Source organism: Algibacter marinivivus (assembly GCF_003143755.1).
GTDB lineage: Bacteria > Bacteroidota > Bacteroidia > Flavobacteriales > Flavobacteriaceae > Algibacter_B > Algibacter_B marinivivus.
In genome coordinates, this window is record NZ_QFRI01000002.1 from 255,788 (window position 1) to 278,848 (window position 23,061).

18 protein-coding genes are annotated in these 23,061 nt (G+C 33.2%); 11 read left to right on the forward strand and 7 right to left on the reverse strand.

Going from position 1 to position 23,061, the window contains the following annotated elements; translation table 11 throughout:
• Positions 1 to 3 precede the first annotated feature (3 nt).
• Positions 4 to 1,008 (reverse strand): DNA polymerase III subunit delta, encoded by a 1,005-nt coding sequence (gene holA / locus DIS18_RS09535; protein ID WP_109352851.1) that lies wholly within the window; start codon positions 1,006 to 1,008, stop codon positions 4 to 6.
• Between the two features lie 61 nt (positions 1,009 to 1,069).
• Between holA and DIS18_RS09540 the strand changes: the two genes are divergently transcribed.
• From DIS18_RS09540 to DIS18_RS09565, 6 genes are all read left to right on the forward strand, one after another.
• Complete coding sequence (locus DIS18_RS09540; RefSeq protein ID WP_109352852.1) at positions 1,070 to 1,516, forward strand: type I restriction enzyme HsdR N-terminal domain-containing protein; 447 nt, start codon at positions 1,070 to 1,072, stop codon at positions 1,514 to 1,516.
• Positions 1,513 to 2,502: a glycosyltransferase family 2 protein gene (locus DIS18_RS09545; protein WP_109352853.1), complete on the forward strand. Its 990-nt coding sequence runs from the start codon at positions 1,513 to 1,515 to the stop codon at positions 2,500 to 2,502. The genes DIS18_RS09540 and DIS18_RS09545 overlap by 4 nt, the downstream gene beginning before the upstream one ends.
• A gap of 93 nt (positions 2,503 to 2,595) precedes the next feature.
• A complete protein-coding gene (locus DIS18_RS09550) occupies positions 2,596 to 3,456 on the forward strand; it encodes an OmpA/MotB family protein (protein WP_109352854.1) in 861 nt (286 codons plus the stop codon).
• Between the two features lie 438 nt (positions 3,457 to 3,894).
• On the forward strand, positions 3,895 to 5,550 hold the full coding sequence (locus tag DIS18_RS09555; RefSeq protein WP_109352855.1) for an arylsulfatase: 1,656 nt from the start codon (positions 3,895 to 3,897) through the stop codon (positions 5,548 to 5,550).
• A gap of 168 nt (positions 5,551 to 5,718) precedes the next feature.
• Positions 5,719 to 6,462, forward strand: coding sequence for an SGNH/GDSL hydrolase family protein (locus DIS18_RS09560; protein WP_109352856.1), 744 nt, complete (start codon positions 5,719 to 5,721; stop codon positions 6,460 to 6,462).
• Positions 6,463 to 6,643: 181 nt separating this feature from the next.
• Entirely contained in the window at positions 6,644 to 7,198 is a 555-nt protein-coding gene (locus DIS18_RS09565) for an SRPBCC family protein (protein WP_146191817.1), read from the forward strand.
• A 582-nt stretch (positions 7,199 to 7,780) separates the two neighbouring features.
• Here DIS18_RS09565 and DIS18_RS09570 read toward each other — a convergent pair.
• Positions 7,781 to 8,401, reverse strand: a complete 621-nt coding sequence (locus tag DIS18_RS09570; protein WP_109352857.1) for an L-threonylcarbamoyladenylate synthase — start codon at positions 8,399 to 8,401, stop codon at positions 7,781 to 7,783.
• Complete coding sequence (locus DIS18_RS09575; RefSeq protein ID WP_109352858.1) at positions 8,401 to 10,746, reverse strand: ATP-dependent helicase; 2,346 nt, start codon at positions 10,744 to 10,746, stop codon at positions 8,401 to 8,403. The genes DIS18_RS09570 and DIS18_RS09575 overlap by 1 nt, the downstream gene beginning before the upstream one ends.
• 143 nt (positions 10,747 to 10,889) lie before the next feature.
• Between DIS18_RS09575 and DIS18_RS09580 the strand changes: the two genes are divergently transcribed.
• Genes DIS18_RS09580 through DIS18_RS09590 form a run of 3 tightly spaced genes read left to right on the forward strand, consistent with a single transcriptional unit; the run spans position 10,890 to position 14,264 of the window.
• Positions 10,890 to 12,161, forward strand: a complete 1,272-nt coding sequence (locus tag DIS18_RS09580; RefSeq protein ID WP_109352859.1) for an amidohydrolase — start codon at positions 10,890 to 10,892, stop codon at positions 12,159 to 12,161.
• 1 nt (position 12,162) lies between these two features.
• Positions 12,163 to 13,728 carry an FMN-binding glutamate synthase family protein gene (locus tag DIS18_RS09585; protein ID WP_109352860.1) on the forward strand — a complete coding sequence of 522 codons (1,566 nt, stop codon included), beginning with the start codon at positions 12,163 to 12,165 and terminating at the stop codon, positions 13,726 to 13,728.
• 14 nt (positions 13,729 to 13,742) lie between these two features.
• Positions 13,743 to 14,264, forward strand: a complete 522-nt coding sequence (locus DIS18_RS09590) for a DUF7935 family protein (RefSeq protein WP_109352861.1) — start codon at positions 13,743 to 13,745, stop codon at positions 14,262 to 14,264.
• Here the strand turns inward: DIS18_RS09590 and DIS18_RS09595 are convergent.
• Genes DIS18_RS09595 through DIS18_RS09605 form a run of 3 tightly spaced genes read right to left on the reverse strand, consistent with a single transcriptional unit; the run spans position 14,250 to position 18,900 of the window.
• Positions 14,250 to 15,176, reverse strand: a complete 927-nt coding sequence (locus tag DIS18_RS09595) for a patatin-like phospholipase family protein (RefSeq protein ID WP_109352862.1) — start codon at positions 15,174 to 15,176, stop codon at positions 14,250 to 14,252. The genes DIS18_RS09590 and DIS18_RS09595 overlap by 15 nt on opposite strands.
• A gap of 28 nt (positions 15,177 to 15,204) precedes the next feature.
• Positions 15,205 to 17,166, reverse strand: a complete 1,962-nt coding sequence (locus tag DIS18_RS09600; protein ID WP_109352863.1) for a M1 family metallopeptidase — start codon at positions 17,164 to 17,166, stop codon at positions 15,205 to 15,207.
• 45 nt (positions 17,167 to 17,211) lie between these two features.
• Positions 17,212 to 18,900, reverse strand: a complete 1,689-nt coding sequence (locus DIS18_RS09605) for a histidinol-phosphatase HisJ family protein (protein ID WP_109352864.1) — start codon at positions 18,898 to 18,900, stop codon at positions 17,212 to 17,214.
• 195 nt (positions 18,901 to 19,095) lie between these two features.
• Here DIS18_RS09605 and recG point away from each other — a divergent pair, with 195 nt between their 5' ends.
• A complete protein-coding gene (gene recG, locus DIS18_RS09610) occupies positions 19,096 to 21,198 on the forward strand; it encodes an ATP-dependent DNA helicase RecG (RefSeq protein WP_109352865.1) in 2,103 nt (700 codons plus the stop codon).
• 44 nt (positions 21,199 to 21,242) lie between these two features.
• Positions 21,243 to 21,824 carry a MiaE family protein gene (locus tag DIS18_RS09615; RefSeq protein ID WP_109352866.1) on the forward strand — a complete coding sequence of 194 codons (582 nt, stop codon included), beginning with the start codon at positions 21,243 to 21,245 and terminating at the stop codon, positions 21,822 to 21,824.
• A gap of 78 nt (positions 21,825 to 21,902) precedes the next feature.
• On the opposite strand, the gene DIS18_RS09620 is transcribed toward DIS18_RS09615, so the two are convergent.
• Complete coding sequence (locus tag DIS18_RS09620) at positions 21,903 to 22,991, reverse strand: DUF2911 domain-containing protein (RefSeq protein WP_109352867.1); 1,089 nt, start codon at positions 22,989 to 22,991, stop codon at positions 21,903 to 21,905.
• Positions 22,992 to 23,061: the final 70 nt, after the last annotated feature.

Sequence of the window (23,061 nt, forward strand, 5' to 3'; positions counted from 1 at the left end):
TTATTAATTAAAAATTCTAACTAACAACTCTTTAAGCAAATCACCTTGAGGAACAGCATTAGAACCAACACCTTTACTTTTTACATCAAACTCTCTTAATGTAGAAACCACAGTACTAACTTTTCGCATTGGAAAGTTTCTAGCAGCTGTTATATAATCGTTTACAAAATAAGGATTCACTCTTAAGGCTGAAGCTACACTTCGTGGAGATTTATCATTTAAGCCATGAAAATGAAGTAATTGGGAAAAGAAACTAAACAATAAGGATACAGTTACAACCATTGGGTTATCTTTAGGATTATCAGCAAAATAGTTGACAATTTTATAGGCTTTAACAGTATTTCTTTCTCCAATGGCTTTTCTTAACTCAAAATTATTGTAGTCTTTACTAATACCAATATTTTCTTCAATATGATCCGGTGAAATTTGAGTCCCTTCAGGTAAAATAATTTGAAGCTTTTCCAACTCGTTGTTTATTTTACTTAAATCTGTCCCTAAAAACTCCACAAGCATTTGGGCAGCTTTAGGAGAAATACTATATTTTTTTGGAGAAAGCACTCGACGAATCCAATCGGCTACTTGATTTTCGTAAAGTTTTTTACTCTCATAAACAACACCCGTTTTTTTAAGTGTTTTGTATAACGCTTTACGTTTATCAATTTTTTTATACTTATAATTAACCACTAAAACCGTAGTAGGTTGGGGATTTTCGGCATAACTAGCAAGCTTTTCAATCGTTCTAGATAAATCTTGAGCTTCTTTAACAATAACTACTTGATACTCTGCCATCATAGGATAACGCTTAGCATTGCCAACTATATCCTCAATGGAAACATCTCTCCCGTACAAAACCATTTGGTTAAAACCTCGCTCCTCTTCAGCTAAAACTGTGCTCTCAATAAAATCTGAAATTTTATCAATATAATAAGGCTCTTCACCCATCAAAAAGTAAATAGGTTTTAGGTTCTTATTTTTTATATCTGTAACTAATTGTTTGACTTCGTCCAAATCGTAATAAAAATTTTTATGAAAATCACTTGAAGTGACATTATAATGATAAATTTGTGAGGTGCAAAATTTAAATTTTCCAACATATACCTTCCGATTCAAAAATAACGAAAATAAAGTTTCTATTTTTGATTCAATACGCAAAAAATTTGTGGTTTTACAACCCGAAGAATGGGTTCGTCAACATTGCATTCAATTCTTAATAAAAGAGAGAGGGTATCCAAAATCTTTAATTAATGTTGAAAAAGAATTAATTTTAAACTCTCTTAAAAAAAGATATGATATAGTAGTTTTCAATACTGATGGCAGCATCCATTTAATAGTAGAATGCAAAGCTCCAAAAATCGAGATTAAGCAAAACACATTCGATCAGATAGCACGTTATAATTTAGAGTTAAATGCTACTTATTTAATGGTAACCAACGGATTAAATCATTATTATTGTCAAATGGATTTTAAAAATAAACGTTATCAATTTTTAAAAGATATTCCAGCATATAAGCCATGAAGCTAGCCGTAGTCATATTAAATTGGAATGGAGAAAAACTGTTAGAACAATTTCTACCATCAGTTATTCAGAATTCTAAAACAGCTAAAATATATGTTGCAGATAATGCTTCTACTGATAACTCTATAACCTTCATGAAAACAAATTATCCAGAAATTACAATTATTCAAAATAATGAAAATGGAGGTTACGCAAAAGGTTATAATGATTCACTAAAATCTATAGCGGCTGATGTTTTTTGTCTTTTAAATAGTGATGTTGAAGTTACTCAAAACTGGTTAAATCCAATTATAGATACTTTTAATAAAGACGCTAACACAGCCATTATTCAACCCAAGATACTAGATTATAAAAACAAAGATTATTTTGAGTATGCAGGTGCTGGCGGTGGTTTTATAGACAAATATGGTTATCCATATTGCAGAGGTAGAATTTTTGATACTCTAGAAAATGACCAAGGACAATACAACGATACCACAGAAATTTTTTGGGCTTCAGGTGCATGTTTATTTATAAAAAACGCAGTGTTTAAAGCATTAAATGGTTTTGACGAACACTTTTTTGCACATATGGAAGAAATAGACCTGTGTTGGCGTGCAAAGAATTTAGGATACTCTGTAAAATACGTTGGAGCGTCAACAGTATTTCATGTTGGTGGGGCAACTTTAAAAAATACTAATCCGCAAAAAACGTTTTTAAATTTTAGAAATAGCCTTTTTGCAATTACAAAAAATGCCAATGGTTTTCTTCTTGGTAAATTGTTTGTTAGATTAGTTTTAGATGGTATTGCAGGTATAAAATTCTTGATTGAGCTTAAACCAAACCATCTATTAGCAGTCTTAAAAGCACACTTTAGTTATTATTATCATTTAAACAGATTGCTAAAACAAAGAAAAAATATAAAAAACAAAACAAACTACTACCAGAGAACATCCATAGTGGTTGATTATTTCGTAAATAAAAAAACCAATTACAAAAGTTTATAACTCGTTAGTAAAAGTTTTGTTAAAATGTTTAAAACCACTGATTTTTATATACTTTTGTGCAAACATTATCAAAATTAATCCTTAATTATAATCATGAGAAAAATTTTATTACTTAGTGTGTCTGCAATGCTTTTATTAAGCTCTTGTGTATCAAAAAAATTATACACAGATCTTCAAGCAAAACAAAAAGAAACTCAAGACTTACTTAATTCTGCAACAGTAAAGTTAAATTCTTGTCTAGAAGACAGAGCATCAGCAACAGCACGAGTTGAGGCTATGAAAGACCAACTAGCAGATTTAAAGAAAAACAATACAGCCTTAATAAAAAGTTCTCAAGACTTAACAGAACTAACAACCAAAGGCGCTACAAACCTTGAAAAATCTTTAGAAACTCTAAAAGAAAGAGATCTAAAAATTACACGCCTACAAGACGCCATTACAAGAAAAGATAGTGTAACATTGGCTTTAGTAACAAGCTTAAAACGAGAAGTTGGCATTAACGATCCAGATATTGAGGTTAATGTAGAAAAAGGTGTGGTATTTATCTCCATAGCAGATAAATTATTATTCCAAAGCGGAAGCTACAACGTAACATCTAAAGCAAAAGATGTGTTAGCAAAAGTTGCAAAAGTAATCAACAGCAAACCAGATTTCGAAGCCATGATTGAAGGTCATACAGATAGCCAATCATATAGCAAAGGCGTGTTGGTAGATAACTGGGATTTAAGTGTAAAACGTTCTACATCTATCATCAGAGTATTACAATCGCTAGATGTTAACCCATCACAATTAATTGCCGCAGGTCGTAGTTCTTACGTGCCACTAGCAGATAATGATACTGCAGCAAACAGAGCAAAAAACAGACGTACACGTGTTGTTATTCTTCCTAAAATCGATCAGTTTTATGATATGATTGAAAAAGAAATGAAAAACCTAGAAGCTGGTAACAACTAGTACATTTTAAAAAACATATTTAAGAAGCTCAATCTAAAGGTTGGGCTTTTTTTATACAATAATTTGGGCGTTACCCATTAAGGGGCGCGATTTCACTACTCTCCCGATTACTATCGGGATCAAACATGTCATTCAATCCCTAACTCGGGCCTAATTGCTGGCTTTGTAATTTAATCTAGAAACTGCGCTTTTTAAAAAGATGTTTATCAATAAAAAGTCCTTTGGATAATGCTTTGGAGCTGTTATAAGAATCACGTAAACAGGAACAAAACTCCTCTTATCGTTCCAAAACGGAACAAAACCGTGAATTAAATCTTATATTTATCATCATATAACAAGTAGTGCTTCATTATTACCAATCGAATATAAAGCAGTCAACATGTATGAAGAATAAATATATTCAATAAAATGCCAGAGCTAATTAAATAAGTAATCAACATGTATAAAAAATACAGAAGTTTTAAACTTCTCTTCTCATTCTTACTGGCATCTACAATAGTGCTTTCATGCACAGAACAAAAAAGTAAAAAAGCAATTAATAAGAAACCCAATATAGTGTTAATCGTTGCCGATGATTTAGGATTTGGCGATATCGGTTGTTATGGCGGAGATATTCAAACACCAAACCTTGATGAATTGTCGCGAAGAGGGATTAAATTTAGCAATTTTCATACGGCTCCCATGTGTGCCCCTACACGGGCCATGTTGCTTTCCGGAAATGACAATCATATTGCTGGAATGGGAGGCCAAGGAAATGTTACAGAAGTGTTTGGTTATGAAGGAAGGTTGACCGATCGAATTGTCACCATTCCTGCTTTGTTGAGAGACCGTGGTTATCATACATATATGGCAGGAAAATGGCACCTTGGCAAAACACCTGAATCCAATCCACATCAAAAAGGATTTGAGCACTCTTTTGTTTTACTCCAAGGTGCTGGAAATCACTACAGCAATCGAAGCGCCCTTTTTGATGGGTTATCTAGTTATACAGAGGATGGAATTTCAACACAATGGATAGAAGGCAATTATTCTACAGATTTTTATACCGATAAATTGATTGAATACATAGGTTCTGATAACAGGGATAACAAACCCTTCTTTGCTTTTGCTGCTTATACATCGCCACATTGGCCGTTGCAGGTTGATAAAAAATATTGGAAAAAGTACAAAGGCCAATATGATGATGGATATGAAAAATTACGAGAACGAAGATTGTCGAGCCTCAAAAAAGCGGGAATTATTCCAAATGATGCCACCTCTCCACCCAGTCATGAACGCGTATTGCCTTGGGATTCTTTATCGAATCAAGAGCAAAAGAAAGAAGCCAGAAAAATGGAATTGTATGCTGGTATGGTTGATAATTTAGACCACAATATTGGTAGATTGATTAAACACTTGAAAGACATAGGTGAATATGAAAACACGCTATTTGTATTCATGTCAGACAATGGCGCTGCACACAGAGACTTTATAAATGATGATAGGTTCTCGAGTTTAAAGGAATATTACAACGATGACTTTGATAACATGGGAAATGCCAATTCATATATTTCTTATGGTCCACAATGGGCGGAAGCAGGTTCTTCTCCCTTTAGATATTACAAAGACTTTGCAACCGAAGGCGGTACAAACACAACGATGATTATTTGTGGCCCAAATGTGAATAGGAAAAATGAAATTCATTATGGTTTTACAAGTCTTTTAGATATAGCACCAACTTTTTATGAGGTGGCCAACGTGACCTATCCAGTAGTCTATAACGGGAATAATGTCTATCCTCTAAAAGGAAAATCGCTCATTCCATTTGTCTCTGGAAAATCAAATAAAATTCATGATTCAACTTATGTGTTCGCACTGGAGCATTACGGCAACGCGATGCTGAGAAAAGGGAATTGGAAAATCACAAATTTCACGAGACCATTTAATATTGAAAATTTCGCCCTTTACAACCTATCAAATGATATCGGTGAGCAAATCGATCTTAAGGAATCTGAAAAAGAAAAGTATGCAGAGCTTCTAGACGAATGGATTAGATTTTCTAATGAAATTAAGATTCAAACTCCAACACCAAGACCTATCGACAAAGGGTTATAGATATTTTAAAAAACGAAAGCAACAAATACGTGTATAATTAATTGCTAGTGCTCGCCCACTTACGAAAATTCTTGCGGATTTTCTATTCAGTTTGTATTTGCTAAATTTAGTGCTTAGACAAGCAACGAAATCATACACAAACACCTTAAGCAAAATTTAAAAACAGATATGAAATTTATTAGGTATTTATTTATTACAATTTTCTTTGTTGGAATAGTTGATGAATGTTTAGCACAAGTTAAAAAAGATACTTTGACTGTATTATTTATAGGTAACAGCTACACATACTATTCTAATATGCCTCATCTTGTATCTCTAATTTCAGATAGTACTAAAATTAAATTAATAACCTCTAAAAGTACGGCAGGTGGTGCTAAATTAAGCGACCATTGGTATGGTAATAAAGGACTTAAATCAAAAGAAGCAATAAGTAGTGGGAAATATGATATTGTTGTTTTACAAGGATCAAGTAGTGAAGCTGTTAAGAAAAAGGAAGAATTTCTCAAATACTCTAAAAAGTTATCTGACCTAGTTAAAGCTTCTGGTGCAAAACCTTACTTCTATGTGCCTTGGCCACCAAAAAAAATTCCACAATTTCAAAAAGCAATAACAGAATCGCATCAACAAGCATCAAAAAAAAGTGATTGTGGACTTGTTATGGTTGGAGAAGCTTGGAAATTAGCTAAAAAATTAAGATCAGATATACAATTGTTTTTACCAGATGGTAGTCATCCAACAGATTTAGGAGCATTTTTAACGGCTTGTACCTTTGTAAACACTTTTTCAAGAGAACTGCCTAGAAATCTACCAGACAGGTTTTTTATAACTGATTCCGATGGAAAGGAAGTTATGATTTTTAGGGAAAATTCTTTAGATATTACCTTTTGTCTAAAGGTGGCTCAAAGCTTATAAAAAAATAGAGCCAAACAACGTGTATAATTAAATGCTTTAGCAAGTGCTTATTTGGAAAATTCCTTCAGAATTTTCCGCTGGCAAGTATTTGTTTACTAAATTAGTTGCTCAAACACCCAACTAACCATATACAACAACGTTGCCTATAATTTGAGAAAACGTATAATTAAAAAATATACTGATGAAAAAATTACTATTCATTCTCTTTTCAGTCTTTATGACCTCAATCATATGCGGACAGGAAAAAAGAGTTGTATCGAAAATTGATTCAACAAAAACGCCTGAATTGGTTCTAATTCAAGAACTAACTATAAAAGCGCCAATCGATTCTGTTTGGAAAGCATATACTACAAAAAAAGGCTGGGAGAATTGGGCTGTACCGCTTGCAGAAGTTGACCTAAAAGTTGGCGGTTATATCAAGACGAATTACAATGAACAAGGTAAAATTGGAGATAGCACTACAATCGTTACTCACATTATAAATTATGTACCGAAAAGACTTCTGACCCTACAATCCGAAATAGCAGATAATTTTCCTGAATTTATGAAAGATGATGCCAAGGATTTTTTTAATGTTATTTATTTTGACGAGTTAGAAGATGGAGACACCAATATTAAATCATTTGGAATTGGATATAAAAACAATCCGAAATACTTGTCATTAATGAATTATTTTATTCCAGCCAATGAAAAAACCTTAATGAATTTAATCGCTTACTTGGAAAAAAAGGACTGAAAATAAAAACTGCGGGCAACACCATTATAAAAAAGCCAGCAGGTAACAATGTATAACCAACTTCTGAATTAGTTAAAGATATTGAAAAAGCGAGCAAACTATGTTTACCAAATAATTCTGACAATGAGTTTTATCATGATAGGGTTATTTATAATAAATGTTGTCTTGACATTTTTATCAATGGTAGATAATGTGAACACTAAACAAGTGGAATTTAATAGAATTGTAAATAATGTTGTTGGATTTCCATTTAAGTAATTTAAAGACGGATTTCCTCTATTCCAATCAAATACTGATTTCTGGACATTGAAGAATCTGATGTTTCTCTTTTTTAATACTTTAATTCAATCTGTCGGAATTAATTTAATTGGAAATATAATTAAAATGAGAAAAACGAATAAATAAAATACATTGCACAAATAAGCTAAAAAAACTTCTCCAAAAAGCTCATCGCTATTCCAGTTAAAAAAATCACTTTAGCAAACATGCCCGCGTTAGAGATTGAAGCATTTGTTGAAGCTCCCAGACGCAGGAGGGAGCTACTGCCGAAAGTCCGACCCTTGTGGAAACGCCCAAATTATTTTAAAAAATCTCTAAACTCCCCTTGCCTTCTCTAACAACCACAGGATTACCTTCGGATAAATCGATTACCGTGGAGGCTTCATTATCGCCATAACCGCCATCTATAACTAAATCTACTAGATTATCCCACTTCTCAAGAATGAGTTCTGGGTCTGTGGTGTATTCTAAAACTTCGTCTTCATCATGAATAGATGTTGAAATAATAGGATTTCCAAGTTGTTTTACAATCTCTAGAGCTATAGAATTATCGGGGATTCTTATACCAACTGTCTTTTTTTTCTTGAAAGGGTTAGGTAACGATTTTGAACCTGGAAGAATAAATGTATAAGGCCCAGGAAGTGCGCGCTTTAATATTTTAAATACTGAAGTATCTATTTGTTTTACGTAATCGCTTAGATTGCTTAAGTCTTGACAGATAAAAGAAAAGTTAGACTTTTCTAGCTTAACGCCTTTAATTTGCGCTACCTTTTCTAAAGCTTTAATATTAGTGATATCGCAGCCTAAACCATAAACGGTATCGGTAGGATAAATAATTAAACCACCTTTTTTTAAAACGTCTACAACCTTATTAATCTCTTTAGGATTAGGGTTTTCTTCGTATATTTTGATAAAATCTGCCATTACCCAATTACTTCTAATTTAGCAAAACGCAATAATAATTTTTTAACCCCGCCATGTTGAAAGTTAATTTCAGCTTTCATATCTGCACCCTTGCCTTCAATTTTCATAACCTCTCCAGTACCAAAACGGATGTGCTTTACAATGTTACCAACAGCCAATTTACTATCGAATAAATTTGTGTTACCCTTAGTGCTTCCGTTTGTTTTAGCAACAGGTTTCAAATTTTTAGGCGTGGTAACTTGAAACTTCTCTGGTTCCTTTTTTGCTGTTTTACCTTTTTTAAATATAGGTTTTTTTGCCGGTTTATATCGTATTTTATTAGGTTCTACATCTCCAAAAATATCGGCATCAAGCATCGGGTTAAAACGACGTTCTTCAATTGGGGTAACAATATCTAGATACTGCTCGTCTATTTCTTCAATAAAACGACTAGGTTCTGAATCTACCAATTTACCCCAACGATAACGCGATAAAGCATAGGTTAAATAAGCTTGTTTTTCGGCACGTGTTAAGGCAACATAAAATAAACGTCGCTCCTCCTCTAGTTCGCTACGAGTATTCATACTCATAGCGCTTGGGAATAAATCTTCTTCAAGACCAACTATAAACACATATGGGAATTCTAATCCCTTTGCTAAATGTATTGTCATTAACGCCACATGGTTGCTATCTCCTTTATCTGCATCTAAATCGGTAGCCAATGCTACATCTTCTAAAAATTCTGCTAAATTACCTGTGGTATCGGCAATTTCTTTTTGCCCCTCTACAAAGTCTTTCATACCATTTAAAAGCTCTTCAATATTTTCCATTTTAGCAACACCTTCTGGCGTGCCATCTTTATTGAATTCTTTTATTAAACCAGTGGTTCTGGTAACATGTTCTGCTAACTCGAAAACATCAGCAGTTTGATTTAACACTTGAAAACTTTCTATAAGTGTTACAAAATTTTGAAGTTTAGTTTTTGTTCCTGAGTTAATCTTAACATCGGTTTTATCAATGTTTTTCATAACTTCAAAAATGGTACGTCCATAACCATTTGCAGAAACAATTAATTTATCAATTGTTGTTTGTCCTATTCCACGCGCTGGAAAATTAATGATTCGCTTTAGCGCTTCCTCATCAGCTGGATTTATAATTAATCGTAAATATGATAAGACATCTTTGATTTCTTTACGTTGATAAAATGATAAGCCGCCATAAATTCTATACGGAATATCCCGTTTACGCAAAGCATCCTCAATTGAACGTGACTGCGCATTAGTTCTATAAAGAATTGCAAAATCGCTATTATTAAGTTGCTCTTGCATTTTGGTTTCCCAAATGGTACTAGCAACATATCGTCCTTCGTCACCATCGGTTAAAGAACGATTTACTTTTATTTTTCCACCTTCATCATTGGCAGTCCAAACAATTTTATCAAGCTTCGTTTGGTTTTTATCAATGATTGAATTTGCTGCATTTACAATATTTTTTGTAGAACGGTAATTCTGTTCTAGTCGAAATACTTTCACATCGTCATAATCCTTCTGAAAATTCAAGATGTTATTAATATTTGCACCACGGAATGCATAAATACTTTGCGCATCATCACCAACAACACAGATATTTTGAAACTTATCAGACAATGCCCTCACAATTAAATACTGTGAATGGTTGGTATCTTGATACTCATCAACCAAAATGTATTTAAAACGGTTTTGATACTTTGCTAACACTTCAGGAAAACGGGTTAGCAATTCATTGGTTTTCAATAACAAATCATCAAAATCCATAGCGCCAGCCTTAAAGCAACGCTCCACATATTCTTTATATATCTCACCCATTCTTGGGCGTCTTGCCATTGCATCAGCCTCTTTAAGCTCAGGATTTTGAAAATAAGCTCTAACCGTAATTAAACTGTTTTTATATGATGAAATTCTAGAACGCACTTGCTTATACTTGTAAATATCTTTATCAAGTTGCATTTCCTTAATTATAGAAGCAATCAATCTATCAGAATCCTGAGTATCATAAATAGTAAAATTACTTGGATACCCTAATCTATCCGCCTCAATACGCAAAATTTTAGCAAACACAGAGTGAAACGTTCCCATCCACAAATTCTTAGCTTCACTAGCGCCAACAATACTAGCAATACGGTCTTTCATTTCACGTGCTGCCTTATTGGTAAACGTAAGCGACAAAATATTAAAAGGATCAATTCCCTTACTCATCATATAAGCTATACGGTATGTAAGCACACGCGTTTTACCAGAACCTGCACCAGCAATAACAATCATAGGGCCATCTACTTGAATGGTGGGCTCTAATTGTGCATCGTTTAACTGGCTTAAATACTTTTCCAAATCATCTTCAATTTTATCACGTGAAAATAACCAATGTTATGGGTTTTTCTCCTCTGAATTATTAATAATTATAAACAATTCGTACTTGTATTTAGCTTTAGTAAAATTTGAATATCTTTAAGCTTCAAAAAAATCATATTTCTATGAAAAACCTTTTTTTTCTATTACTTTTTATGAGTGCGTCTATAAGTTTTGCACAGCATAATTTAGAAAAGCAGTTTATAGATATTGAAGAGAAAGTTATTGAGTGGCGGCGTCATTTTCATCAAAACCCAGAACTATCCAATAGAGAATTTAAAACTTCAGAAAAAATTGAAAAACATCTTAAATCATTAGGATTAGAAGTAAAAACTGAAGTTGCACATACAGGTGTTGTTGCTATATTAAGAGGAGATACTAAAGGAAAAACTATTGCTCTTAGAGCAGATATTGATGCTTTACCTGTTACTGAACGAAACGATTTACCATTCAAATCAACTGTTGAAACAGAGTTTTTAGGAACTAAAACTGGTGTAGCTCATGCCTGCGGACACGATGCACACACTGCCATTTTAATGGGCGTAGCAGAAATTCTTTCAAAAAACAAAGACAAAATAAAAGGTACCGTAAAATTTATTTTTCAACCAGCTGAAGAAGGCCCACCTCCAGGAGAAGAAGGCGGATCAAAACTTATGATTAAAGAAGGTGTTTTAGAAAACCCAAAAGTTGATGCTATTTTTGGATTGCATATTCGTTCTGGTGTTGATGTTGGTCAAATACATTACAAACCCGGAGGAGCTATGGCTGCTGTAGAGCGTTTTACTATCCATGTGAAAGGAAAACAAACTCACGGTTCAGAACCTTGGTTAGGCGTTGACCCTATTCTAATTTCTGCAAAAATTATTGATGGTTTACAAACGATTATTAGTCGCGAATCTGAACTCATAAACGAAGCGGCAGTCATTAGCGTTGGAAAAATAACCAGTGGTGTTCGTTTTAATATTATTCCTGAAAGTGCTAAACTTATTGGTACGGTTAGAACATTAGACCCTGAAATGAAAAAGCACATTATGATGCGTATGGAAGAAATGACCCAAACCATAGCCAAAGCTTATGGTGGAGAGGCTATCATTACATTTGAAAACTTTACTGCTGTAACTTATAACGATCATAAGCTCGTTACAAAAATGTTACCTTCATTAGAACTTGCAGCTGGCAATGAAAACGTTACTCAAATTAAAGCGGAAACCATCGGAGAAGATTTCTCTTATTATCAAGAAAAAATACCAGGGTTTTACTTCTATTTAGGCGGGAAACCAAAAAACGTAATAGAACCTCCACTTCATCATACTCCAGATTTTATGATTGATGAAAGCGGATTACTTTTAGGCGTTAAAGCATTAACACAAATAACTTTCGATTTTTTAAATAATTAAAATGGATATAGTATTAGATTTTTTATCAAACATAGCTTGGTGGGGATGGGTTTTAATATTATTAATTGGCGTTGCTATACGTGATGTTTTCTTTCAAAAGAAACACACCATAAGCCACAACTACCCTATTGTTGGGCATTTACGCTATTGGCTAGAAAGCATTGGTCCAGAAATGCGTCAATATTTTGTAGCAAATAACCGCGAAGAACTTCCTTTTAACCGAATTGAGCGTGGTTGGATTTATGCTTCTGCAAAAAAAGAAAATAATTACGAAGGCTTCGGAACCGACAGAGATATTCACGCGCATCAACACATTTTTATAAACAATGCGATGATGCCTTATAAATTACCAGAAAACCATCCAAATAAAATTGATAAAACCTTTTTGCCTTGTGCTAAAGTTATGGGTGAATTCAATAAGCGAAAAAAACCATACAGACCAGCATCAGTTATAAACATATCTGCTATGAGTTACGGTTCACTTTCCGCAAAAGCAATAGAATCTTTAAACAAAGGCGTGAAAATAGCAGATGCATACCATAACACTGGCGAAGGTGGTTTATCACCATATCATAGTAACGGAGGCGATGTAGTATTTCATTTCGGTACAGGTTACTTTGGCGTTCGTGCAGAAGATGGTGGGTTTTCTATGGAAAAAATGGTAGAACTCGTTAATAAAAACCCATTTATTCGTGCTATAGAAGTTAAACTATCCCAAGGTGCAAAACCAGGAAAAGGCGGTGTTTTACCAGGAGCAAAAATCACTAAAGAAATAGCAGATATTAGAGGTGTAGAAGTTGGCAAAGACGTTTTATCACCGCCAAACCATAAAGCTTTTTCAAACGTCCCAGAAATGCTAGAATTTATAGAAAATATTGCCGAAGCTACAGGTTTACCTGTTGGTATTAAAGCTGCTATAGGCAAATTAGAACAGTGGGAAGAGCTTGCAGACCTCATGAAAGAAACAGGTAAAGGCCCAGATTTTATAACTGTTGATGGTGGTGAAGGTGGTACTGGCGCTGCTCCACCAAGTTTTGCAGACCACGTCTCCCTACCTTGGGTTTACGGGTTTAGCGATTTGTACAGACTCTTCAAAAACAAAGGACTAGCAGAGCGTATTGTATTTGTAGCAAGTGGTAAATTAGGGTTTCCTGCCAAAGCAGCTATGGCGTTTGCTATGGGAGCAGATTGTATAAACGTAGCCCGAGAAGCTATGATGAGTATTGGCTGTATTCAAGCGCAAATTTGCCATACAAACAAGTGCCCAACGGGAATTGCTACTCAAAGCAAATGGTTGCAAAATGGTATAGACCCTACCCTAAAATCAGAGCGTTTAGCGCAATATTTCAAAACATTTAAAAAAGAATTTATAGAAATAACTCATGCCGCAGGTTACGAGCACCCTTGCCAATTCAAAATGAGTGATATCGAAATGAATGTTGATGATCATAACCTTTCAAAAGAATTGAATAGGACTTATAATTATGAAAAAGTACATGTTCCTTTTAATGGAACTCAACATTTAAAAGATTGTTTATATTTGGGAGGACATCAAAAAAAAGATTAAAACATAAATAGCTTATGGAAATTAGCAGAGTAATAGACCTTTTTTTATTTGCAATTCCTTCATTAATCACAGGAATTATAGCTTATTATTTTTTTAAAGAACACACCAAAAACGAAGATGGTAGAAGGCGTTTTTTATTAAAAAAGGATATGCAAGTAAACGCGATGCCTTTGCGCCTTCAAGCCTACGAGCGTATGGCGCTTTTTTTAGAACGTATTTCACCTTCAAAATTATTAATTAGAATAACACCAACTTCTTCAAATAAAGAAGATTACGAATCTTTACTTATACAGAGTATTGAACAAGAGTTTGAGCATAATTTGTCACAACAAATCTACATTAGTGATAAATGTTGGAACATAGTTACCACTGCAAAAAACGCTACAATTCAACTGATTAGAAAAGCAAGTATGCTTGAAAAAACAGATACAGCAAATAAGCTAAGAGAGGTTGTTTTAACCGAAATGATGGAACGTCGCTCACCAAGTGACGCAGCGCTTTCTTTTATTAAAGAAGAAGTTTCAGACTTGTGGTAAATCTTTATCGCGCAATTCATTTGATCGCGATTGCTCACATTTCTTTTTAGCATAATAATACCCCTGTTGCCACCAGGAGGTCATCAATTTTTTATTAAAAACCAAAGAGTTTTCAGTAAGTTTGGATGGCGTATAATACAAATTAAGTTCTACATGTTTATTTTTCGCAGCTAACTTTCCAATTAAAATATCACTACGTTCCACCTGATCTAAAAGATGCCCAAACAAGTTTAACATTAAAGAAAATGGGTTTTTACCTAGCACCTTGTTATACTGCATACTTTCAGACTCCAAAATTATGGCATCAATCTCTGTGGCACCTCTTAAAATAGCTTCACGAATGGGCACTACACAACCAAAAGCACCATCAGCATATTCAAATCCATCTTTTTTTACCAAAGACATAAACGGAATATAGTTACAAGAAATCCAAATCCAATCACAAAATTCATCATAACTAAAATCCTTTATAGACTTATACTCTACAATATTTTTAGATAAATTTGAAACCGTAACAACCACATCATCTTTAGTTTCTTTTATCGCTAAGTATTCCTCATAAGTAAAATGCTTTTTCAAATAACGCCTAAGCGCTTTACTCTCACCGAAAGTTCGTTTCATTTTAATAAACTGCCAAAGCGAATTCAAAAAATCAATAGAAACAAATTCGCGTTTTCCTTTCTTTCTGACTACAAAAGGATTAACACTGAATATATTACTTTGGTTTACATTAGTAAAGACACGATGTATTTTATCAATTTTACCAGCTGCTAAGTGCGGTATTAGCAAACTTCCAGTAGAAGTCCCTAAAAACATATCATAATCGCGCCCTTCTTCTTTAATCAAATATTCAGCAACACCACCTGCATAGGCACCTTTACTTCCTCCTCCTGATATTACTAATGCTTTCATGATTAAAATTTACAAGTAAATATAAAACTTAATTTGCCTTTAAAAGTTCTTTTGCAAATTTTTTAAAGCGCCAATTATGATGATTTGTAGCTTGCTTTAAGTTTTCTTTACACTCCTCTTTACAAGCTTGAATTTGATATAAGTATTGAAATGCATTTTGGCGAACTTCAAAGCCGTATTTTGGACTAGTGTAATTCGTTAGCTCATTGAAATACGCCTTTTTATTTTCAGACCTATAATCTTCAGTAAGTAAAGCTAAAGTTAACCAAAGTATACGAACGTTTTTATCATTAAACCCCTGAATATACTTTGTTTTATCCAAATATTTTTGTCGATCTTGCGGGAAGTTTTGCCATAAATTAAATAAAGCTGCCTCAATAGTTATGAATGATTTATCATTTAAAAAGGATTCGTATTCATCCTTAAATTCAATAGGGATTTCTGTCATGGATTTTGCTACGACCTGACGTACTTTCAAATCTTTAGCAAAATTCAAAATATCTTTTGGCAATTTCCCTTTAAGCCTTCTTACAGTTTCAGATTTTAAATACTGATTATCTGTAGATTTTAAAAAGTCAAAACAGGATTCTTTTGAAACATCACAATCTAATTGTAAAAAACCTTTATATATTATTGAGGTTAGATAGAAAAAACCTTCCATCTCATTAAAATGAAGTTCAGAAGATACTAACCAATCTTTTACAAACTCACTCAAATCCACTCCACTAGCCTTTTCAACCTCTTTTATAAAATCATCCGTTTCAACATTCTTAAGCTGATACTTTTTTAAATAATTTTTAACACCTTTTTTAAAAGCATCATTCCCTACTTTTTCTCGAAGCATATGTAGCACCCAAGCACCTTTTTTATAAAAAGTTGTACTACTCGATTTTGGATTAAGCAATGATGTGCTTCCCCCTGCTTCATCTTGCTCTAATAATTCTTGAGCATATTCGTATAATCGCCAATAGTAATAATCTTCTCCAAAAATATCGCGTTCAGCCAATAATGCATAATAGGTTGCAAAACCCTCTTGCAGCCAATGATGTGTTCCTGAAGTTTCTGTAACCAAATCTCCAAACCATTGATGCGCTAACTCATGCGCATTAACGTTTACATAATTCTTATCAACAAACGCAATAGAATCAATTACAAAACTATCAGCAAAAATAGTTGTACTTGTGTTTTCCATTCCAGCATATAGAAAGTCTTTTACAGGTACCTGTTTGTAATTTTGCCAAGGAAACGGCACTCCTATTTCTTCTTCAAGAAAATCGAACATTTGCTTAGTATAACGGTATGTTGGCTCAAATTTTGAATGATCTTCAGGGTAATAATACATCTCTAAAGGAATACCACTTTTAGAATGTTTTACTATTTTGTTATATTTTCCAATAACCAATGCAACTAGATAACTAGACATGGGTTTTTCCATATCAAATTGCCATAAATCGTAAGTTGGAGTTTCTCTTTTAGAAACCATTTTTCCGTTAGAAATAACTTGATAGCCTTTAGGTGCAACACAACTTATATCAAACTCTATTTTATCATTCATATCATCAATAGACGGGAGCCAATGACTTGTGTATTTCCCTTGACCTTGCGTCCAGATTTGGTTTCGAGAATTATCATCCCAACCAATAAAATAAATGGCTTTTTTAGGAGATGCAAAAAAGAGAAAATCAAGCGTATAGCTATTTGAAGCTTCAAAATTATTGTAAATTATAAGTTTAGATCCGTCGTTTTTATACTTAACAGCATTCTTATCTAATGCCACATTTAAAAACTTCATATTTATTGCATCTAAATAAATAGAGTCGGTTTGCTTTAGAATATCAAATTTTACTTCGTAAGAATTAAAAACCGTACTATCCACTTTCATTTGATTGAATAACAGTACAGATTCTACTTTTTTAAAATCAACAATATCAGTTTGTTGCGCCGTAAGAAGATTAAAGCAAAAACATAAAATAAAAAGAATCCGATTCATGATTTTAAAGATATCAAAGATTAATCCAAAATCACAAAAAACAGTCTAAAAACTATGAAACTCAATTAAGTTAGCTTCATAATATTGCTCACCAAGATTTGATAATAAATTTCTAATTACATTACTATCTCCATCAATAGCCAAAGCAGAATACCCAATAGCATTCAATTTTCCTAAACGCAAATCTTTAATATTGATGTTTTTTGAAGCTAATGCTGATAACAAAATCAATAAAACTCCAGGAGCATTATGGTGTTTCGTTAAAATAACTTTATCACTTAAAGCTAAATTCAATTTTACACCATCCATTTCTAACAAATACACACCCTCACCATAATAATTGGGCATTGCTGCATTTTCTTGATAAGTCAAATTTGTAAAAAGACCAGCATCTGTACCATTAATAAAATCTATAGCACTTTGCACTTTCCCATTTTTATTATCAATAGATAAAAATGCAACAGCAGTACCATCATTATTAGATTTCAAACGTGCAGTTTCCACGTTTATGTCTTCTGAAGCTAATGTATTAAACAATGAAGAAATCACTCCAGGTTTATCTAAATGCTCAGAAAACAAACCATTTACAATCGTTTGTGTGTTTTTAGGAATTTCGTTAGTAACTGTGATAGATTTACCCCATTTACGAATTCGAATAGCGTTATACTCACCCATGCCTGTTGCACTTCTGTATAAATCTACAAATTCAGAAAAAGAACCTCCAAAAGAAAAATCAGGGATGATTCTTCGTTGTGTATCATCTAAACGTTGATTTAATAATTCTATACCTTTATTTAAAACGGTATACTTCACTTTTAAATCGTGGTCATCATAAATAGTACGATTTTCAGGAATTAATTTAGAATAGCTTACATAACTCTCATAACCTGCTTCTTGGATATACTCTAAACTTTCTTTATAATTTAAGCCATAATAACGCACATGATGAGTATCTGTACCAACACAAACTGGTATTTCAAGCTCATTGGCTCGTCTCAAAATACTTTGAACAGGATAAACACCAACGCCTTTAAACTTACCAGCCATATTAACATCTAAAGAGAGATTTCTATCCGCAATAAGCTCTAATAACGTTCTGAATTTATTAGCTAAAGGATGAGAACTTGTTTCAAAATTCACTAAAGCTTCAGGCATATCCACATTTAATTTTGGCAAATCAATATGACCAATAATCTGAATCATATCTCCAAAACATTCAATCATTTGCGTCATTTCATCAAAATAACCGCCCCAATACGCTTCAAGGCTCCCACGCATTTTTAATAATTCCTCAGCTTCTTCTTTTGAACCATCATAAGGCAAACCTTCTGGTGCAAAGTGCACAGAACCAATAACATAATCTGCATCTTCTGCTTGAAAAATCTTAGATCGACTCCATTGCAAACCTATATCTGGCCCCATCCATTCTAACTCAACACCATATTTAATATTAATTTTACCTTCATATTGTTTTCGAAGATTCGCAATACGTTTCGGATAATTTAAATACGATTTATTTCCACGAATAAACTTCACATTCGTCTCTCTTTCAGCAATGTAACGAAAGTTAGTAAGACGTGGCGAATGTATAATAAATGTAATACTTGGGTTTCCTGCTTCAATAGCTTTATCTATAATATCCTCTAATTTATCAATACCATGTTTTACATGATCTTGCTCAGTACCAGCATGAATACCATGTGTTTCCCAAATAAATTCATTGAGTTTTCTCATCAATTCTATTGCATTAAATTATCACTTAAGAACACCAAATTTAAGCATTGGAATAGAACTATTAGTTAAAAAAGGATGGTTTTAAATAAATTTCAAAAAGATTAATTAATTGTCGATAAAAATAATCCAAATCAAACCAGATATTATGAATTCAATAAATACAAAATTTTAATTGATTTGCTTAAATTCGCTTCTATGTCTGTAAACCTGCAAACTCCAATAGATTATTTAAAAGGCGTTGGTCCAAATCGTGCTGATTTGCTACGTAAAGAGTTAGGCATTCATACCTATCAAGATTTAATCAACTTATTCCCAAACAGGTATATTGACAGAACACAGTTTTACAAAATCAATCAATTACAAAGAAATAACGCTGATGTACAAGTTATTGGAAAAATAACCAGTTTTAAAGAAGTCGCTCAAAAACGTGGAAAACGTCTAGTTGCTAAATTTCAAGATGAAACTGGAACGATGGAATTGGTTTGGTTTCGAGGACAAAAATGGATTAGAGAAAACTTAAAGCTAAATAAAACTTACGTAGCCTTTGGGAAAACCAATTGGTTTAGCGGTAAGTTTAATATGGCGCATCCAGAGCTAGAATTAAAAGAAGAGCATGAAAAAAATCTACGTTCAGCTATGCAAGCTGTTTATCCTTCCACGGAAAAATTAAATAATAAAGGAGTTACAAATCGTGTTATTAGTAAAATCATTCAACAATTGTTTATTGAAACTAACGGGAAATTTAACGAAACACTATCTGATAACTTACGCTCAGAATTAAAATTAATCAACAAACAATCGGCACTTTTTAATGTGCATTTTCCTAAGACTCAAGAGTTACTTTCTAGAGCTCAATTTCGATTAAAATTTGAAGAATTATTTTATATTCAATTGCAATTAATCATCAAAAATTTAATTCATAAATCAAAAATAAAAGGCTTTCCTTTTAATCAAGTAGGAACACATTTTAATTCGTTTTTTAAAAATCATTTACCCTTCGAATTAACTAATGCGCAGAAACGTGTTTTGAAAGAAATTCGAGCAGATTTAGGAAGTAATGCACAAATGAATCGGCTTTTACAAGGTGATGTAGGCTCTGGCAAAACCATAGTCGCCTTCATGTCAATACTCATGGCACTTGACAATGGTTTTCAAGCATGCTTAATGGCGCCAACTGAAATTTTGTCAGTCCAACACTATAACGGATTACTTGATTGGTGTAATAAATTGAATATCAGAATTAAACTATTAACTGGTTCAACTAAAACTTCAGAACGAAGAATAATTCATGAATCTTTAGAAAATGGCGAATTGCAAATCTTAATTGGCACCCATGCCCTACTTGAAGATAAAGTGAAATTCAAAAATTTAGGGCTCGCTATTATAGACGAGCAACATCGTTTTGGAGTAAAACAAAGAAGCAAATTATGGCAAAAAAATACACTTCCCCCTCATGTTTTAGTCATGACTGCAACACCAATTCCAAGAACCTTAGCCATGTCTGTTTATGGCGATTTAGATATCTCGATAATTGATGAATTACCACCCGGTAGAAAAAGTATAAAAACAGTACATCGTTATGATAAAAACCGTTTAAATGTTTTCAAATTTATTCGTGATGAAATTGATAAAGGGCGACAAATTTATATCGTCTATCCATTAATTCAAGAAAACGAAAAAATGGATTATAAAGATTTGATGGATGGCTACGAAAGCATCTCAAGAGACTTCCCAATGCCAAAATACCAAACCTCCATAGTACACGGAAAAATGAAACCTGCCGATAAAGATTTCGAAATGCAGCGTTTCATAAAAGGCGAAACACAAATTATGGTAGCCACCACCGTTATTGAGGTTGGTGTAAACGTACCAAACGCCTCGGTTATGATTATTGAAAGCGCAGAACGTTTTGGCTTGTCCCAGTTGCACCAATTACGCGGTCGTGTTGGTCGTGGAGCAGAACAAAGTTATTGCATTTTAATGACGAGCCACAAATTAAGCGCAAACAGCAAAACTCGCTTAGAAACTATGGTTAGAACCAACGATGGCTTTGAAATTGCCGAAGTCGATTTGCATTTACGAGGTCCCGGAGATATCATGGGCACGCAACAAAGCGGCGTTTTAAACCTAAAAATTGCCGATATCATTAAAGATAATGATATTTTACAGCTAGCAAGACACCATGCAAAATCCATTTTAAAAATCGACCCATCGCTTGCACTTCCCGAAAATCAAATCTTTTTAAAAACCTACAAACAGCTTGGTAAGTACAAAAATATCTGGAATTATATTAGTTGACACTGAACACTGAAATTTAACTACTTTTACAAAAAACAGAAAACATGCTTGGTTTAAAATTAGCAACCGATCCTCGTTGGGTAAATATTGTAGAATCGAATATTGAAGAAATACTAACCGATCACGCATGGTGTGAGCAAAAAGCTGCCACCAATGCCATAACCATTATAACACTAAATTCTGAACATACTGATTTAGTTACAGATTTACTAGAATTAGCCAAGGAGGAATTAGAACACTTCCAAATGGTACACGATATTATTAAAAAACGCGGATACAAACTAGGTAGAGAACGTAAAGATAGCTACGTTAACGAGCTTTATAAATTCATAAATAAAGGCGGAAGCAGACAACAAAGTATGGTAGACAGATTGTTGTTTTCTGCCATGATTGAAGCTAGAAGTTGTGAGCGTTTTAAGCTACTTTCAAAAAGAATAAAAGATCCAGAACTTTCAAAATTTTACCACGAATTAATGATTAGCGAAGCTGGTCATTACACTACATTTATTGGGTTTGCACGCCAATATGGAAAAGATATTGATGTAGACAAACGCTGGCAAGAGCTTATAGATTTTGAAGCTGAAGTCATTCAAAATTACGGAAAGTCTGAAACTATACACGGATAAAAAGCTCAATCATTTTTAATGATTGAGCTTTAATAACTGATTGTAGTTTGATTGATATTAGATTTGATTGATGAAATATTATATAGCTCCCATTTCTGCTAAAAGCTTTTCTGAATTAGCTTTTACATTTGCAGCAGGATTTAATGATAACGATTTTTTCAAATTCTTTATTGCATTCTTCTTATCTCCCATAGTTTTATAACATTCTCCTAAACTATCGTATGAATTGGCATCTTTGGGGTTATTAGCAACATTAAGCTTAAAGAATTTTAAAGCTCTATCATAATCTTTTATGCCTAACATTTGATATCCAAGAGCATTAAGCTGATTCTTATTAGCCATACTAGCAGCTTCGTCCATTAATTTTACATACTCTTGTGTTTTTCCCATTTTATTGAGTATTTGCCCTTTTATAGCTAGGTTGTTAAATGTTTTTTGGCTATAAAAATTACCAGTAATTGCACCATCTATCCATCCTAAAGCTTCATCTAAATCTCCATAATTATTTAAAGAAAAACGCGCCATATTTTCCCAATTTTGTCTATTAAACCCTAAGTTTCCTTTGGATTTTGCTCTAAAATCATTTAAAACAATATTTGTAACATCAAAACCAACTTCAAAAGGGATTTCTTTTTTCTCCCAAATCAAAGACGCTATTGCTGATTTTTGCTTAACAGTATTGAATTCATAAGTTAGTAATTCTCTATGAGGAGCTGTTTTTGTAGTAACATCTACTCGTAATGCGTCTTTTGATTTATCATAAAAAAAACTTCCCCAAGCATTAGCATCATGAGATAAAATAATAGTTGCATTACTATCATCTTTTAATTCAACATGAAACCCATAAGTACCTGCTTTAATTGGTTTTCCTTCTACAGTTGCATCATGAGTAAATGTAATGGTAGTATTCTCGTTAGCCCCTGCTCTCCATGGCGCTTCGGTTGCAGTTCCAAAACCTAAATTATTCATTCCGTAAGGGACTAATTTTCCCCAAACTTCACGACCATTAACACTAGGCCTTGAATAAGTTATTGATACATCAGAAACACCAACACGCTGAGATACGGTTGCTTGTTGGCTGCCTCTAGGTGTGTTTAATTGCGCAAATGTGTTAAAACTCAAAGTGAGTAAAAAACAAAAAAATAATTTGGTAATGTTAGTTTTCATAAGACTGTGGTTTATTGATTGAGTTATCAAGTTATGCAGAAATTGAAATGGCAGTTGTTATCGTTTTGTT

Coding starts and splice junctions, on each gene's coding strand:
- DIS18_RS09545 (WP_109352853.1), top strand. CDS start 1,513: ATGAAGCTAGCCGTAGTCATATTAAATTGGAATGGAGAAAAACTGTTA.
- DIS18_RS09550 (WP_109352854.1), top strand. CDS start 2,596: ATGAGAAAAATTTTATTACTTAGTGTGTCTGCAATGCTTTTATTAAGC.
- DIS18_RS09555 (WP_109352855.1), top strand. CDS start 3,895: ATGTATAAAAAATACAGAAGTTTTAAACTTCTCTTCTCATTCTTACTG.
- DIS18_RS09560 (WP_109352856.1), top strand. CDS start 5,719: ATGAAATTTATTAGGTATTTATTTATTACAATTTTCTTTGTTGGAATA.
- DIS18_RS09565 (WP_146191817.1), top strand. CDS start 6,644: ATGAAAAAATTACTATTCATTCTCTTTTCAGTCTTTATGACCTCAATC.
- DIS18_RS09570 (WP_109352857.1), bottom strand. CDS start 8,401: ATGGCAGATTTTATCAAAATATACGAAGAAAACCCTAATCCTAAAGAG.
- DIS18_RS09580 (WP_109352859.1), top strand. CDS start 10,890: ATGAAAAACCTTTTTTTTCTATTACTTTTTATGAGTGCGTCTATAAGT.
- DIS18_RS09585 (WP_109352860.1), top strand. CDS start 12,163: ATGGATATAGTATTAGATTTTTTATCAAACATAGCTTGGTGGGGATGG.
- DIS18_RS09590 (WP_109352861.1), top strand. CDS start 13,743: ATGGAAATTAGCAGAGTAATAGACCTTTTTTTATTTGCAATTCCTTCA.
- DIS18_RS09595 (WP_109352862.1), bottom strand. CDS start 15,176: ATGAAAGCATTAGTAATATCAGGAGGAGGAAGTAAAGGTGCCTATGCA.
- DIS18_RS09600 (WP_109352863.1), bottom strand. CDS start 17,166: ATGAATCGGATTCTTTTTATTTTATGTTTTTGCTTTAATCTTCTTACG.
- DIS18_RS09605 (WP_109352864.1), bottom strand. CDS start 18,900: ATGAGAAAACTCAATGAATTTATTTGGGAAACACATGGTATTCATGCT.
- recG (WP_109352865.1), top strand. CDS start 19,096: ATGTCTGTAAACCTGCAAACTCCAATAGATTATTTAAAAGGCGTTGGT.
- DIS18_RS09615 (WP_109352866.1), top strand. CDS start 21,243: ATGCTTGGTTTAAAATTAGCAACCGATCCTCGTTGGGTAAATATTGTA.
- DIS18_RS09620 (WP_109352867.1), bottom strand. CDS start 22,991: ATGAAAACTAACATTACCAAATTATTTTTTTGTTTTTTACTCACTTTG.